The 14,714-nt window shown below is 66.4% G+C and carries 12 protein-coding genes; 5 read left to right on the top strand and 7 right to left on the bottom strand.

Translation table 11 applies throughout. The annotated features are described in order from the left end of the window. The first annotated feature begins 36 nt into the window (after positions 1–36). The 3 genes from queF (at position 37) to BDW16_RS06815 (ending at position 4,227) form a co-directional block, all read left to right on the top strand. Positions 37–483 (top strand): preQ(1) synthase, encoded by a 447-nt coding sequence (queF, locus tag BDW16_RS06825; RefSeq protein WP_100362845.1) that lies wholly within the window; start codon positions 37–39, stop codon positions 481–483. A gap of 141 nt (positions 484–624) precedes the next feature. After that, a complete protein-coding gene (locus tag BDW16_RS06820) occupies positions 625–2,904 on the top strand; it encodes a glycosyltransferase family 4 protein (RefSeq protein ID WP_066579516.1) in 2,280 nt (759 codons plus the stop codon). A gap of 39 nt (positions 2,905–2,943) precedes the next feature. Beyond that, the gene (locus BDW16_RS06815) at positions 2,944–4,227 is read left to right on the top strand and encodes a glycoside hydrolase family 130 protein (protein ID WP_066579518.1); all 1,284 of its coding nucleotides are present in this window, start codon (positions 2,944–2,946) and stop codon (positions 4,225–4,227) included. Between the two features lie 33 nt (positions 4,228–4,260). Here the strand turns inward: BDW16_RS06815 and BDW16_RS06810 are convergent, their stop codons facing one another. From BDW16_RS06810 to hflK, 4 genes are all read right to left on the bottom strand, one after another. Next, positions 4,261–5,925, bottom strand: coding sequence for a helicase HerA-like domain-containing protein (locus BDW16_RS06810; RefSeq protein WP_066579525.1), 1,665 nt, complete (start codon positions 5,923–5,925; stop codon positions 4,261–4,263). A 74-nt stretch (positions 5,926–5,999) separates the two neighbouring features. Further along, complete coding sequence (locus tag BDW16_RS06805; RefSeq protein ID WP_066579659.1) at positions 6,000–7,508, bottom strand: Do family serine endopeptidase; 1,509 nt, start codon at positions 7,506–7,508, stop codon at positions 6,000–6,002. Positions 7,509–7,662: 154 nt separating this feature from the next. Beyond that, positions 7,663–8,526: a protease modulator HflC gene (gene hflC / locus BDW16_RS06800; protein WP_066579528.1), complete on the bottom strand. Its 864-nt coding sequence runs from the start codon at positions 8,524–8,526 to the stop codon at positions 7,663–7,665. Continuing rightward, the gene (hflK, locus tag BDW16_RS06795; protein ID WP_066579531.1) at positions 8,523–9,701 is read right to left on the bottom strand and encodes a protease modulator HflK; all 1,179 of its coding nucleotides are present in this window, start codon (positions 9,699–9,701) and stop codon (positions 8,523–8,525) included. The genes hflC and hflK overlap by 4 nt, the downstream gene beginning before the upstream one ends. Before the next feature lie 180 nt (positions 9,702–9,881). On the opposite strand from hflK, the gene BDW16_RS06790 reads away from it, so the two are divergent. Together BDW16_RS06790 and BDW16_RS06785 are read left to right on the top strand one after the other, a co-directional pair. Then, positions 9,882–10,844 carry a P-loop NTPase gene (locus BDW16_RS06790; RefSeq protein ID WP_066579534.1) on the top strand — a complete coding sequence of 321 codons (963 nt, stop codon included), beginning with the start codon at positions 9,882–9,884 and terminating at the stop codon, positions 10,842–10,844. 2 nt (positions 10,845–10,846) lie between these two features. Continuing rightward, positions 10,847–11,275 (top strand): CoA-binding protein, encoded by a 429-nt coding sequence (locus BDW16_RS06785; RefSeq protein WP_066579537.1) that lies wholly within the window; start codon positions 10,847–10,849, stop codon positions 11,273–11,275. On the opposite strand, the gene BDW16_RS06780 is transcribed toward BDW16_RS06785, so the two are convergent. The 3 genes from BDW16_RS06780 to BDW16_RS06770 form a co-directional block, all read right to left on the bottom strand. Next, complete coding sequence (locus tag BDW16_RS06780) at positions 11,252–12,403, bottom strand: aminotransferase class V-fold PLP-dependent enzyme (protein ID WP_066579539.1); 1,152 nt, start codon at positions 12,401–12,403, stop codon at positions 11,252–11,254. The two genes, BDW16_RS06785 and BDW16_RS06780, sit on opposite strands and share 24 nt — an antisense overlap. A 72-nt stretch (positions 12,404–12,475) precedes the next feature. Further along, entirely contained in the window at positions 12,476–13,240 is a 765-nt protein-coding gene (locus BDW16_RS06775) for a tryptophan 2,3-dioxygenase (protein ID WP_066579544.1), read from the bottom strand. A 77-nt stretch (positions 13,241–13,317) separates the two neighbouring features. Continuing rightward, positions 13,318–14,673: an amidohydrolase family protein gene (locus BDW16_RS06770; protein WP_066579547.1), complete on the bottom strand. Its 1,356-nt coding sequence runs from the start codon at positions 14,671–14,673 to the stop codon at positions 13,318–13,320. Positions 14,674–14,714 lie beyond the last annotated feature (41 nt).

The following is a 14,714-nucleotide window of genomic DNA, read 5'->3' as shown; positions in this document are numbered from 1 at the left end:
TTTGCCGAACCCGACTCAAATCCCTAAATGGCGCGCATGAACCCCAAGCATCTAGGTCAGCAGAGCGCGCTCCCCGCTTCCCCCGAGGAAGCCGTGCTCGACTACGTCCCCAACCCGCGCACGGGCATCGACTATCTGGTGCGCTTCGCTGCGCCCGAATTCACCTCGCTCTGCCCGATCACCGGCGCGCCCGATTTCGCGCATCTGGTCATCGACTATGTCCCGGGCGAAACGATCGTCGAATCCAAGTCGCTCAAGCTGTTTCTCGGCAGTTTCCGCAACCATGGCGCCTTCCATGAGGATTGCACCGTCGGCATCGGCCAGCGCCTGTTCGACGAGATGAAGCCCAAATGGCTGCGGATCGGCGGATACTGGTATCCGCGCGGCGGCATCCCGATCGATGTGTTCTGGCAGTCCGGGCCGGCGCCCGACGGGGTGTGGATCCCCGCTCAGGAGGTTCCCGGCTATCGCGGTCGCGGTTGACCCTCCCGCCGGAGCACTTCATCGCTGAATCGTTATGTTGCGTTGCGGCATTCCTGCAACCATATTGAAACCCTGACGTTGGGAGAACGGACGGGCGCGCCCGCGCTCAATCTATATTGCTGATGCGAAAGGAGTTTTGGGATGGCGCGAGCCGCGAACCTGTCGACTCGGATTGATCACATCGCGCTGATCGGCAACTTCCTTCCACGCAAATGCGGCATAGCCACCTACACCACCCACACCTATGCCGCGCTCAAGACCCGCTTTCCCGGGATGCGCGTCGATGTGTGGGCGATGGACGATCATCCCGGCCGTTATGCCTATCCTCCCGAGGTCAACGGATCGATCGCCCAGCATGAGCGCTCCGCTTATCTCGATACGGCCGGCAAGATCGAGGATTCGGGGGCGCAGGCGATCTGGGTCCAGCATGAGTACGGGATTTTCGGCGGCGCTGCGGGCGAGCATCTCGTCACGTTGCTCGAGCGGACGACATTGCCGGTCATCGTCACATTGCATACGGTGCTGGAGCAGCCGGACGAAGATCAGCGTCGGGTGATGGACGCACTGCTGGATCGCGCGGCGCGCGTTATCGTGATGGCCGACAAGGGGTGTGAGATCCTGCGCCGCGTGCACGATGTCGATGTGCGCAAGCTGGCGATGATCCCGCACGGGGTGCCCGACCGGCCGTTTGCCGATCCTGCCGCCCTCAAGCCCCGCTTCGGCTGGGAAGGACGCCAGGTGATCCTGACCTTCGGCCTGCTCGCGCCGAGCAAGGGGATCGAGACGGTGATCGCGGCGATGCCGGCGGTCGTCGCGCGCCACCCGGACGCACTCTATGTCGTGCTGGGTGCGACGCACCCCGTTCTCGCGGAGCGCGAGGGCGAGGCGTATCGCGACCGGCTTCAGGCACTGGCCGCGGAACTCGGTGTCGAGCGCAACCTCGTCTTCATCGACGGTTTCGTCGAGCAGGAGGACCTGCTCGACTATCTTCAAGCGGCCGACATCTATGCCACTCCCTATCCCAATCTGGCGCAGATCACCTCAGGCACGCTGTCCTATGCGGTCGCGGTGGGCAAGCCGGTGATCTCGACCCCCTATATCCATGCGACCGAGATCCTCGCCGACGATCATGGCGTCCTGGTCAGCGCGGGCGACAGCGCGGGGTTCGCGCGCGCGATTACCGGCCTGCTCGACGACGACGGCCGCCGCGAGGCGCTGGCGCGGCGCGCCTATGCGCGCGGACGGACGATGATCTGGCCCCGGTTGGCCGAAGCTGCGGTCGAGCAGATCGCGCAAGCGCTGTTTGCGCGGCCGAAGCGGATCGCGGCGAGCGCTCCCACGCCTGTGGTGGCGCCGCTGACGCCTGATTTCCGGGCGGTCGAGCGGATGAGCGACGGCACTGGCATGCTCCAGCATTCGATTTTGGCCGTGCCCGACCGGCGTCATGGATATTGTATCGACGACAATGCCCGCGCGCTGATCCTGATGCACCGCATCGACCCGCTTGCCCCCGCGGAACGCGATAAATGGACCAGCGTCTATGCCGCGTTCGTCCAATATGCATGGAACCCCGAGCGGCGGCGTTTCCGCAACTTCATGACCTTCGACCGCAACTGGTGCGAGGAAGCAGGATCGGAGGATTCGAACGGGCGCACCTTATGGGCGCTGGGCGTGACCGCGTCCGAAGCGCGCGACGCCAAATATCGCGACTGGGCACGAATATTGTTCGACGAGACCGCGCCGATGAGCTTCGAGTTCGGCAGCCCGCGCGCAATGGCCTTTGCGATGCTTGGCGCTGCCGCGGTGCTCGAGGCGCATCCGGGACATGCGCTGGCGCGACGGATGCTCGACCGGTTCGGCGAAGAGCTATTGGCGCTGCTGGCCGAATCGCGCCGGCCCGAATGGGAATGGTTCGAGATCGTGCTCGCCTATGACAATGCCCGCCTGCCCGAGGCGCTGATTCGCGCGGGGGCGGCGATCGGGCGCAAGGATCTGCTCGCGTGCGGACTCAGGACACTTGACTGGATCGAGGCGCGGCAGACCGCGCCCGATGGGGGCTTTCGAGCGGTCGGCACCGACAGTTTCGGCCGGGCCTATGGGGCGCCGCTGCCCTTCGACCAGCAACCGCTGGAGGCGCAGGCGACGATCGACGCCTGCATCGCCGCATGGCAGGCGACCGGAGCACAGCGCTGGGTGGATGCGGCGGTGCGCGCCTATCGCTGGTATCTGGGTCAGAACGATCTTGGCCTTCCGCTGGCCACCGCGCGCGATGGCGGCTGTTTCGATGGACTGACGCCGGGCGGGCTCAACCGCAATCAGGGTGCTGAGTCGATCCTGGCACTTCAGTTGGCGAATTGCGCCATTTGCGCTCTTTCAAAGCGGACGGAAATCGTGGCAGGACCGCAACGGGCCGTCGCATAGCGCTGTCTGGCGACGGCGGGTTCGTGTCTCGGGGGTTGAATGCTCGACCTGTTCCAACACCCGTTGCGGCTTCACGCGGATCCTTCGCGCGTGGTGGTCCGTCCGTTCCACATCGCCTGGGCCGCCGCCGCGAATGGCGCGCCGAGCCGGACCGAGCGGCTGGTCAAGGCCGTGCTCGGCATGTCGCCGGGCGAGGCGCGGGCTCAGCTGGAAACGGTGCTCAAGGATTTCGAGGCGCGCCACTGGCAGACGCGGCGCGTGTTCATGACCCGCTATGACGAAGTCGAGGCGCAGCTCGGCCTCGACGGCAGCGTGATCGGGGATGAGAAGCGCCAGTTGATCGGCGCCTATTTCTGTCACGAGTATAGCTATGCCGCCGCCGCGCTGATGAACCCCAGCGCGGTGCCGCATTACGACCAGAGCGGCATGCCCAAGGGGTCTTTGCGCATCCTGATGAGCCTTCGTGCGGTGGGAGAGGGGCATATCTCGTCGGTCGCGTTCCGTGAGGGGATCATCACCGACCGCAACGAACTGACGCTGGCGCCCGAGCCGCCCTTCGCCACCGCCGCCGATGCCGAAGGCGACGAGTTCGAGATGCCCGAGGGACAGGTGACCGTCTATCGCCATCGCGATTCGACGCTGTCGGGAACCTTGCTGTTCCCGATCACCAAGGCGCAATCGAACGGGCTGGAGGATATGCGGCTGACTCATTTCCGGCACGACGACGGCAGCGAGGAGTGGCTGGGCACCTACACGGCGTATAACGGGTCGCAGATCCAGTCTGAGATGCTGCGCACGCGCGACTGGCGCGAGTTCGATCTGGTGCCGATGACCGGCAGCGCCGCGCGCAACAAGGGGATGGGCCTGTTCCCGCGCAAGGTGGGCGGCAAGTACATGATGATCGGTCGGCAGGATGGCGAGAATATCTACCTGATCGCGTCGGACCGGCTGACCCATTGGGACGAAGGGGAGAAACTGATTACCCCGAAATATCCCTGGGAACTGGTGCAGATGGGCAATTGCGGCCCGCCGATCGAACTGGACGAGGGCTGGCTGATGCTGACCCATGGCGTCGGCGCGATGCGCAAATATTCGATCGGTGCGGCGCTGCTCGACAAGGACGATCCGTCGAAGGTGATCGGGCGGACCCGCGAACCGATCCTGGCGGCGGCGGACCAGGATCGCGAAGGCTATGTGCCCAACGTCGTCTATTCGTGCGGCGCGCTGCGCCACGGCGACCGGATCTTCATCCCGTATGGCGTGGCGGACAGCTCGGTTGCGTTCGCGTTCGTGCCGATCAAGTCGCTGCTTGCGGTGATGTAGGATCGTTCCCTGCCGAACAGGGGAATAGCCGGATCATCCCTTGAACAGCCCGCCTAGAATACCGCGGACGATGCCCCCCACGACGCTGGCGCCCGCGCCCGACTTCTTGCCGAAGATCGCCTTCGAAACCTCGCCAGCGACGGCGCGGCCGGCGGCGGAGGAGGCGGACTGGGTAGCCGACTTGATCGCGCGGTTCCAAGGATTGTTCGCCGCCTCCCGCTCCGCGGCGCGCTGCGCCTGCGCGTCGAGCCGGGCCTGACGATCGGCCTCGCGCTGCGCGGCAAGGCGCTGGCGCTCGGCCTCCTTGGCGAGGCGGGCATCCTCCTTGGCCTGTGCCGCCGCGGCCCTTTCGGCCTGGGTGGTGGCCTTTGCCTCCGCGGCAGCGGCAGCAGCTTCGCTTGCCTTGGCCGTCAGCAGTTCGTGCGCGGATTCGCGGTTGAGCAGCGTATCGTACTTTGCGCCGACGATGTCGGTGTCGATCAGCACCTTGCGTTCCTCCGGCGTCACCGGTCCGACGCGCGAACAGGGCGGCTTGATCAATGTGCGCTCGACCGGGGAGGGGGCACCGTCGGCCATCAGCAGTGATACCAGCGCCTCGCCGACCTTGAGTTCGGTGATCGCGGTCTCGACATCGACGCCGGGGTTGGCGCGGAAGGTCTCGGCCGCTGACTTGATCGCCTTCTGCTCGCGCGGCGTGAAGGCGCGCAGCGCGTGCTGGACGCGGTTGCCGAGCTGGCCGGCGACATCCTCGGGGATGTCGATCGGATTCTGGGTGACGAAATAGACACCGACGCCCTTGGAGCGGATCAGGCGGACGACCTGCTCGACCTTGTCGAGCAGCGCCTTGGGGGCCTCCTCGAACAGCAGATGCGCTTCGTCGAAGAAGAAGACGAGTTTGGGCTTGTCGGGATCGCCGACTTCGGGGAGCGTCTCGAACAGTTCGGAGAGGAGCCAGAGCAGGAAGGTCGCGTAGAGCCTAGGGGAGGCCATGAGCTTGTCGGCGGCGAGGACGTTGACGACGCCATGGCCGTTCTCATCGAGCTTGATGAAGTCGTTGATATCGAGCGCAGGCTCGCCGAAGAAATGCGTTGCGCCCTCGCTGCGCAGCTGGAGGAGCTGCCGCTGGATCGCACCGACCGAGGTCTTGGCGACATTGCCGTATTTCGCGGTCAGCTCGTCCGCGCGTTCGGCGCAATGGACGAGCATCGCCTGGAGATCGTCGAGATCCAGCAGCAGCAGCCCGTCATCATCCGCGACCTGAAAGGCGATGGCGAGCACTCCTTCCTGAGTGTCGTTGAGACCCATCAGGCGTGCAAGCAGAAGCGGACCCATTTCGGAGATGGTCGTGCGGACCGGATGGCCCTGTTCGCCGAACAGGTCCCAGAACTGGACCGGGGCGGCGGCGTATTTCCAGTCGGTGTCGCCGATCTCGGCGGCGCGGGCGGCGAATGCCTCATGCGGCTTGGCGGTGGCGGAACCCGCCATGCCGAGGCCGGACAGGTCACCCTTCACATCGGCGGCGAAGACCGGGACACCCGCCCGGCTGAAGCTTTCGGCGAGACCCTGAAGCGTCACAGTCTTGCCGGTGCCGGTCGCGCCAGCGATCAGGCCGTGGCGGTTGGCTCGCTTGAGTACGAGCGACTGGCGCTGCCCGCCGCCCGCACCGGCTCCGATGAAAAGCTCCGTCTCACCCGTCATGCCGAACTCCTGAATAACAGGAACCCAGCATAACGGGGAAAACGGTCAGGTCAGTTGAAAACTATGGGCGACGATTACTTGGCGAGATCGACCGCGACATAGCCACCCTGGCCGCCGCGGCGAACCACGTACAGCAGAACCTGTTCGGCGCGCGCGCTCTTGGCGCGGGCGATCGCGCTGTTGAACTCCGCAGGGCTGGTAACCGGCGCGCGGTTGACCGATGCGATGACGAAACCGCGCGTGATCTGCTTCTGCGCAGCGTCGCTTGCCGGATCGACGCCGACCACCACGACCCCCTGCGTCGCGGGATCAACGCCAATGGAACGGGCAATTTGCGGGGTCAGCGCGGTGACGCTGATGCCGACCGAGGCGGCGCCCTGTGCTCCCTGGTCCGGGCCGCCCGGCGTGCCTTCCTCGGCATCGGGATCGAAGCCGGCAATCTGCTCTTCCGGGGGGCGGGTTGCGGGAGTGAGCTGGACGTTGACGGTGCGGCCGTCACGGATCAGCTCGACCGGGACGCGCACGCCAGGACGCAGATTGGCCGACAGGAAGGATAGCGTCTGATCTGGCGTCACGTCCTTGCCATCGACCTTGACGATGACATCGCCCTGCTTGATCCCTGCCTTGGCAGCGGCGCCGTCCGGAACCACCGATGCGATCAGCTCGCCGCGGCCCTTCTGTACGCCGAACGACTTGATGAGGTCGTCAGTCCAGGGCTGGATCTGCACGCCAAGATAGCCGCGCTCGATCGTCTGGCCCTTCATCAGCCGGTCGAGGATCGGCTTCGCCTCGGTCACGGGAATCGCGAAGCCGATGCCGACATTGCCGCCGGTGGGCGAATAGATCTGCGAGTTGATGCCGATCACATTGCCGTTGAGATCGAACAGCGGCCCGCCCGAATTGCCCCGATTGATCGACGCATCGGTCTGGATGAAGCGATCGAATGCGCCGCCACTGGTAGCACGGTGGACGGCAGAGATGATGCCGGCGGTCACCGATCCGCCGAGGCCGAACGGATTGCCGATCGCAACGACCCAGTCGCCGACCCGCGACTGATCGGAGTTGCCGAGGCGGACGAAGGGAAGATTGGCGCCGTCGATCTTGAGTACCGCAAGATCGGAGGTCGGATCGCGGCCGATCAGCTTGGCCGTGTATTCCTTGCGATCCGACAGGATAACCTTGATCGATTCGACCACCGCGCCGCGCTGGCCGGCCGAGATCACATGGTTGTTGGTGACGATGTAACCGTCGGACGAGATGATGAAGCCCGAGCCGAGCGATTCGGCCTGGCGCGTCACCGGGCGGCCGCCCTGCTGGCCGCCGAAAAGCTCGCCGAAAGGCGTGCCCGCGAACGGGTTGGTCTGCACCTGCACCCGCTGGGTGGTCGAAATGTTCACGACCGCAGGCTGGAGCCTGGATACCATGTCCGCAAAGCTCATCGGCGCACCGCTGCGGGGGGCCGCAGCCTGGATCGCGCCCGGCTCGTTCTGCGCGGTCTGCGCGCCTGCGGGGTTCTGGAGGACGAGTGCTGCGCTCGCGCCGCCGATCAGCAGCGCGGAGGTGATCGCATATGCGTAGCGCACGGGGGAGGTTCCTTTGATTTTGCTTGGGGTCATCGGGCCTTTGCCGGGCTGGAGGTCAGTCATGTGTGTTACTCGCCTAGAATAGCTGAACGGCGATTGAATATGAACGAACCGAAAGGCGCCGGGGTCCATGGGATCCCGGCGCCTTCAGATTTCAGCGGCTGCGCCCCCGGAACTCACGCAGATAATCATTGTCGGGCGACAGGATGATCGAAGTTTCGCCCTGCTTCTGGCGGGGGTCGCCGATGAAGGTGGTGCGGTACGACTGCATCGCGCGCCAGAAATCGTAGAATTGCGGATCCTTGTTGAAGCTGGTCGCATAGATCTGAGCGGCGCGGGCATCGGCTTCGGCGCGGATGATCTGCGCGTCCTTCTGCCCGTTGGCGCGAATCGTCGTGGCCTCCTGCTCGCGCGCGGTACGCATCCGCTGAAGCGCCGAATCGAGCGGGCTGCCGCTCGGAAGATCGGCGTGCTTGATCCGCACATCGACGATCTGGACGCCATATTGGCTGGCATAGCGCTGCAGGCCGGCCTGGATATTGTCCATCACCGCGGTCCGCTCGGGGCTGAGCAGCGAGGCGAAGGGCCGCTTGCCGAGTTCGGCACGCAGTGCCGAACCGAACAGCGGCTCGAGCTGATCGGCGACGCGGGTCTCGGTGCCCGCGGTCACGACCATGCGCAGCGGATCGACCACGCGGAAGCGCGCGAAGGCGTCCACTTCGAGCCGCAACTGATCGGTCGAAAGCACAGGCTGGTTCTCAAGCTCGATATCGAGCACCCGCTTGTCGACCCAGACGATGCGTTCCATCAGCGGCCAGCGCGCGATCAGCCCTGCGCCGGTGGTGCGGCCGAACTGCTCGCCCGGCTGCCACTGGTTGATGGTGCGAACTGGCTGTTCGAAGCGAAGGATCACCGCCTGCTTGGTCTCGGGCACGATCGCGACGGTGCTGAACAGCAGGAACAGAATGACGAGGGCGAGGCCGCCGAGCAGGACGGGCCGGTTCATGACGCCGTTCATTGTGCGCCTCCCTGCGGCTGGCCTTGCTGCGCCTGTTGCCCCTGCTGAACCGAAGGCTGGGTGGTCCCGCCGCGTGCGGCGGGGAGCGGGAGATACGGGGTCACGCCGTTGGTCTCGACGATCGTCTTGTTGGACTTGGCCAGCACGGCCTCCATCGTTTCATAGTAGAGGCGGCGGCGGGTAACGTCGGGTGCCGCCTTGTACTGCTCGTAGATCTTGTCGAACTGCGCGGCTTCACCCTGCGCAAGCGCGATGATCTGCTGCGCATAGGCGCGTGCCTGGTTGCGTGCGCCCTCCGACTCCTGCTGCGCGGCGGTGACCTGCTTGAACGCCTCATCCACTGCGCCCGGCGCCGCGGCGCCGCGGATCGAGACACCCTGGATGCGGATGCCCGAATTATACTCGTCGAGGATCGCCTGGGTCGCCTGCTGGACTCGCGCTTCGACCACGGTACGGCCCGGGCCGATCGCGTCGTTGAGCGTCACTCCGGCGACCGCCGCGCGCATCGCGCTTTCTGCCGTGGCGCGCACGGTCTGTTCGGGCTTGGCGATCTGGAAGACATAATCCTCGGGGTTCGCGATGTCCCAGCGCACCGAATAGGCCAGGTCGACGATGTTCTGGTCCTGCGTCAGCATCAGATTCTCGCCGCTTGTCGCGGGAAAATTCTCGGTGCGGATCTGCTGGACGTTGATCTTCTTCACGCTCGCGATCGGTGCGGGCAGGGTGAAGCGGACGCCGGGTTCAAGCGTCGAGGAATATTTGCCGAAGAAGGCGACTACGCCGCGCTGCTCGGGCGCGATGACATGGAAGCTGGTGAAGGCAATCCACAACAGCAAGAGGATCGCGATCCCGCCGAAGATCACCGGCTTGCCGGGCACACCGCCGGGGAAACCGCCGCCGCTGCCGCCGCCGCCCTTGCGGGCGCGCTTCAGGAAATCGTCGAGGCTGGTGACGCTACCGCGACCGCTGCGCTTGCCTTCGGGCGGAAAGGCCCAGGGGTTGCGCGGGCCACCGCCGGCATCGTCGCCGCCGCCGCTTCCGCCGCCCTTGCCGGCGTCGCCGCCGTCATTGCCGCCCTTGCCACCGCCCCACGGACTCTGGGGACCTTTGTTCTCGTTCGACAGCACACCCCAAAGTCCCGGGGCGCGCGCGATCCAACCGATCAGTTTCGCCATGACAGTCTTTATAAGGGGCGATCCGCGGATTTACAGTGGGCAGGCGTTTTGTTTGAAGGAATCGGAACCGGCCCGTTGTCCACCCGGCCACCCATCAAGATACATTGAAGTGGGTCGCCGGGTGGGCAAGCGGGCCGGCGCGGCTTTCGCTTGGCGCAAACTCCCCCTATCTGCGCGGCCATGACCGAAAAAGCCGAGCTCGAAGCCGTCCTTGCCCCTGTCGCCGCCGGGCGTGCCACCGTGCGGGTGGAAGGCGCGCGGGCGAGCATCATCCTCGACGTGACTGGTCTGCCCGAAGCCGCGCAGGACGCGCTGGAGGCCGACATCCGCGCAGCGGCGACGCTGCCGGGGATCGACGAGGTGCGTATCGCGCGGACGGCGCAGCGGATGAACCGCAAGCTGATCGCGGTGGCGAGCGGCAAAGGCGGGGTGGGCAAGTCGACCGTCTCGGCCAACCTTGCCATTGGCCTCGCCCGGCTGGGGCGCCGCGTGGGGCTGGTCGATGCCGACATCTACGGCCCGTCGCAGCCAAAGATCATGGGGATCGAGGGCAAGAAGCCCGAGGCGCACGACAAGAAGCTGGTGCCGCTGGCGACGCCCTGGGGCGTGCCGATGCTGTCGATGGGCGGGCTGGTGGCCGAGGGGCAGGCGATTGCGTGGCGGGGTCCGATGATCGCGGGCGCGCTGACCCAGCTGGTCGATGCCAATTGGGGCGCGGCGGAGGCGCTTGTGCTCGACCTGCCGCCGGGGACGGGCGACGTGCAGCTGACGATGATCCAGAAGCACCGGCCGGCGGGGGCGGTGATCGTCTCGACCCCGCAGGATTTGGCGCTGATTGACGCGACCCGCGCGATCGATCTGTTCACCAAGGCGGGAATCCCGGTGATCGGGCTGATCGAGAATATGGCGGGCTATGCCTGCCCGCATTGCGGCGAGGTTTCGGACCCGTTCGGACAGGGCGGGGCGGAGGCGGCGGCGGCGACCCTGGGCGTGCCGTTCCTGGGGCGGATTCCGCTCGACATCGCGATCCGCACCGCGTCGGACGCGGGGATCCCGCCGGCGGCCGGGAACGGGCCGGAAGCGGCGGCGTTCACCGCTATAGCCAGTCAGGTGCACGGCTGGATCAGTTCCAATGGAGGCTAGAGATGCCGCTAACCCGCGATGAGGATATCAAGGCGTTGCTCGAAGGGGCGCGGACGATCGCGATGGTCGGCGCCTCGGACCGGCCGGACCGGCCGAGCTATGGCGTGATGAAGTTCCTGCAGGGACGTGGATACCGGGTGATCCCGGTCAATCCGCAGATCGTCGGCGAGCATATCCATGGCGAATATGTGTTCGGCGCGCTGGCGGATATCGGCGAGCCGATCGACATCGTCGATATCTTCCGCCGCCCCCTGGCAGCGGGCGAGGCGGTGGACGAGGCGATCGCGGCGGGCGCGAAGGCAGTGTGGATGCAGCTCGAGATCGTCAACGAGGAAGCGGCCGAGCGCGCCGAGATGGCGGGGCTCAAGGTAGTGATGGACCGCTGCCCCGCGATCGAGATTCCGCGGCTAGGCGTCGCCAAGGTCGCCTAGTGCGACGAGCAGCCGCTTCACGTCGCGTTGGTCGTGATAAAGGCCGAAACCGATGCGCAGCACGTCGCCGCGCACGTCGGTGACGATGTCGTAGCCGTCCAGCGCGGTCTTCCATGCCGAGGCGCGAGGCGAGCGGAAGGCGAGGAAGCGGGCGCGGGGATCGCCGCCGGGGTTGAGCAGCTTTGCCTCCGCCAGCGGGGTGGCGGCAAGCCCGGCGATCAGTGAATCCCGTAACGGCGCGATATGCGCATTGACCATGGCGGTGGTAACCCCCTCGGCCGCGAGCATGTCGCGCACCGCGACGAAGCGGTAGAGGCCGGAAGGGTCGAAGGTCGAGCCCATGAAGCGCATCGCGTCGGCCGAATAGCCGATCTTGCCCGGCGCCTTCTCCAAATCCGCGAACTCGGCGTACCAGCCGGTGATCTCGGGCCGTGGGCCGAAGCCGGGCGGGCAATGGAGGAAGGCGGCGCCTTCGCCGGCCATCGCGTATTTGTAGCCGCCGGCGACGTAGAAGATGCGGTCGGCGACCGAAGACAGGTCGTTCTCGATCGCCATGAAGCCGTGATAGCCGTCGATCACCACCCAGGGGCCGTCGGGGCGGGCCAGCGTGGCGAGATCGGCGATTGGCGAGAACACCGCGCCGGTTTCGAACATCACCTGGCTGACGAAGATGATGTCGTGGCCGCCAGCGCGCGCGACGGCGAGGAAGCGGTCGGCGAAATCCGGGCCATTGGGGACGATGTCGAGCAGCACCCGCCCCGATTCGAGCCAGCGCTGCGACTGGCGGCGGAAGCTGTGGAACTCGCCGTCGCTGGTGAGGATACGGACGGGGTTCTCGCGGCGCGCGGAGATGATGCGCAGCAGCAGATCGTGGGTGTTGCCGGCGAAGACGACGGTCGACGGGTCGGGCAAACGCAACTCGGCGGCGACCTCAGCCTGCGCAGCGGGATAGATCTCGCCCATCACCCGGCCCCATTTATGGTCGGCGAGGCGTGCGGCGTCTTCCCACGCTGCCTGATGGCCGATCCATGAGGCATCGGGCCACAGGCTGTGGCTGTGCGCGGCGAAGTGGAGCCGCTCGGGCGCGGCGGCGAGTGCGCGCTGGAAGATATGCTTGTAGCTGGTCATGGGTCGATCTCTGGCCTGTCCGTCATTCCCGCCTGCGCGGGAATGGCGATTTGGGAGGGGTGGTTCAACACCTCACAGCAGCGTCCGCAGCGACCACAGCTCCGGAAAGGCGCGCTTGGCCACGGTCGATTGGAGATAGGGGACGCCCGGCGTACCACCGGTACCGGGCTTCATCCCGATCACGCGGCTGACGGTGAGGACATGCTTGTGCCGCCAGGTGGCGAGCGCGTCATCGATATCGACCAGCTTCTCGGCGAGCTGGTAGAGTTCCCACCAGCGATGCGGATCGCGATAGACCTGCACCCACGCGGCCTCGACCTCGGGGCTGGGCTGATAGGGTTTGGACCAGTCCCGGTTCAGCGCGGTTTCGGGCAGGTCGAAGTCGGCGCGGGCGAGTGCGGCATTGGCTTCATCCCAAAGGCTGGGCAGTGCGGCGAATTCGGTCGTGAGCGGTCCCGGCACGCCGCCGCCGCGCAGGCCGAGCAGGGTTTCGACCGCACGGAACTGATCCGACTGGAAGCCGCTGGACCCGCCGAGCACGCTGCGGAATGCGCTATAGTCGCTGGGCGTCATCGTGGTGAGGACTTCCCATGACAGGGTCATCACCGCCTGGATGCGGCTGACGCGGGCGAGGCTCTTATAGGCTTCGACCAGCTTGTCGTTACGGACAAGATCGAGTGCGACGCGAAGCTCGGCGATCGCCTGTTTGAGCCAGAGCTCCTTGGTCTGATGGATGATGACGAACAGCAGCTCGTCATGCTCGTCCGAGATCGGGTGCTGGGCGGAGAGAAGCTGGTCGAGCGCGAGATAGCGCCCATAGGTCATGTCGTCGCTCATTCGAGTATCCGCGCTGCGAGTGGATCGTGTCGTCTGTAACGGTTCCTATCGGGGCGCGGACGCGGAGGAAAGCGCAGTCAGCGCGCCGCGTAACGATCGGCGATCGGGGCGATCAGCGCGTCGAGTGCGGCGCGGTCGTGCCAGACGCCATGTGTCATCACGCCGAGCGGCTGGCGGAGCGTGGAAAGATCGTCGAGCGGGTTGGCGCGGGTGAGGAGCAGGTCTGCGCGCGCGCCGGGCGCGATCATCCCGAACGGGGGTTCGCCGGCGCGGGCGCGGGCGATGAACGCACCGGCATTGCGGGTGGCGGTGGCGAGGGCCTCGTAGCGGGTGAGACCAGCGGATTCGAGCAGCGCGAGGTTCCGGTGGAGCGAATCGCCGATGAACAAACCGGGGATGGTCGGCGCGTCGGTGCCCGATACGAGCGGGATATCCGCATCGGCGAATGCCTTGACCAAACGGCCGAGAAACGCGGCGCGCGGCATCAGATCGCCGCTGCGCCGGTCATAGCCGGCATTGGGCCAGTCGAGCCGGTAGCGCGGCGAGAGCAGGCGCGTTTCGGGGCTGGCGAGCCAGGCGCGGACGGCGGCGGGCTTGCCCCATTGCTGAGCGATGATGCCGTAGGTGACGAGATCGGCGGTGACGAAGGCGTCGTGACGCTTCACCAGCGCGACCGCGCCAGCGATGGCGCCGTCGGAGGGGACGCTCTGCCCGGAATCGAAATCGGGCGCGAAGAAATGGCTGTAGATGAAATCCTCGGCATGGGCGACGAGGAGCTGGCCGGCGGCGAGCTGACGATCGAGTCCACCCATCGCGGTGACGGTGTGGCCGACAAGCGGGATGCCGAACTCCTGCCCCGCGGCGGTCAGCGCGGCGAAGGCGTCGGCCGAGAGGGTGTTATAGACCTTGATGAAGGCATAGCCATTGGCTCGGGCGAGCAGGACGGCGGCGCGCGCCTCCTCCGCATTGGTGACGACGAGATGGCCGTATCGCGGGGACCCGTCGACCGCGAGCGCGGTGTAGATGTGCGGCGCCGGGATCGTCCCGTCATTGGCGGCGATTCGGGTGCGACCGGCAAAGGCGTTCGACGCCTCGCCCATGTGGAGGACGGTGGTGACGCCGTAGGAAAGGTAGATGGCGAGATCGTCGCGCGTCTGGACATGGGTATGCAGGTCGGCGAGGCCGGGGCTGAGCCACAGTCCGCGCGCATCGATGCGGCGGGCATCGGCGGGAATGACGAGGCGCGGGCCGATCGCGGCGATGCGGCCATTCTCGACCAGCACGGTCTGGCCGCGCAGCACGCGTTCGCGGTCCATCGGAACGAGGTTGGCGTTGACGAAGGCGATGCGGCTGGCGGGCTGCGCAGTCGCGGGGAGGACGAGCGCGAGACCGGCCAGCCAGAGGGCGAGCGCGAAGCGGAGGATAAGGTCCATCCGCCTCTGCTAGCCGAGCCCGTCGTCGGGCGAAACCGCGC

The sequence above is a fragment of the Sphingomonas koreensis genome (assembly GCF_002797435.1).
GTDB classification, from domain to species: domain Bacteria; phylum Pseudomonadota; class Alphaproteobacteria; order Sphingomonadales; family Sphingomonadaceae; genus Sphingomonas; species Sphingomonas koreensis.
This window is presented reverse-complemented; position numbering and strand designations above follow the sequence as displayed.

Coding starts and splice junctions, on each gene's coding strand:
- BDW16_RS06785 (WP_066579537.1), top strand. CDS start 10,847: ATGCCGCTAACCCGCGATGAGGATATCAAGGCGTTGCTCGAAGGGGCG.
- BDW16_RS06815 (WP_066579518.1), top strand. CDS start 2,944: ATGCTCGACCTGTTCCAACACCCGTTGCGGCTTCACGCGGATCCTTCG.
- BDW16_RS06790 (WP_066579534.1), top strand. CDS start 9,882: ATGACCGAAAAAGCCGAGCTCGAAGCCGTCCTTGCCCCTGTCGCCGCC.
- queF (WP_100362845.1), top strand. CDS start 37: ATGAACCCCAAGCATCTAGGTCAGCAGAGCGCGCTCCCCGCTTCCCCC.
- BDW16_RS06775 (WP_066579544.1), bottom strand. CDS start 13,240: ATGAGCGACGACATGACCTATGGGCGCTATCTCGCGCTCGACCAGCTT.
- hflC (WP_066579528.1), bottom strand. CDS start 8,526: ATGAACGGCGTCATGAACCGGCCCGTCCTGCTCGGCGGCCTCGCCCTC.
- BDW16_RS06820 (WP_066579516.1), top strand. CDS start 625: ATGGCGCGAGCCGCGAACCTGTCGACTCGGATTGATCACATCGCGCTG.
- BDW16_RS06810 (WP_066579525.1), bottom strand. CDS start 5,925: ATGACGGGTGAGACGGAGCTTTTCATCGGAGCCGGTGCGGGCGGCGGG.
- BDW16_RS06780 (WP_066579539.1), bottom strand. CDS start 12,403: ATGACCAGCTACAAGCATATCTTCCAGCGCGCACTCGCCGCCGCGCCC.
- hflK (WP_066579531.1), bottom strand. CDS start 9,701: ATGGCGAAACTGATCGGTTGGATCGCGCGCGCCCCGGGACTTTGGGGT.
- BDW16_RS06770 (WP_066579547.1), bottom strand. CDS start 14,673: ATGGACCTTATCCTCCGCTTCGCGCTCGCCCTCTGGCTGGCCGGTCTC.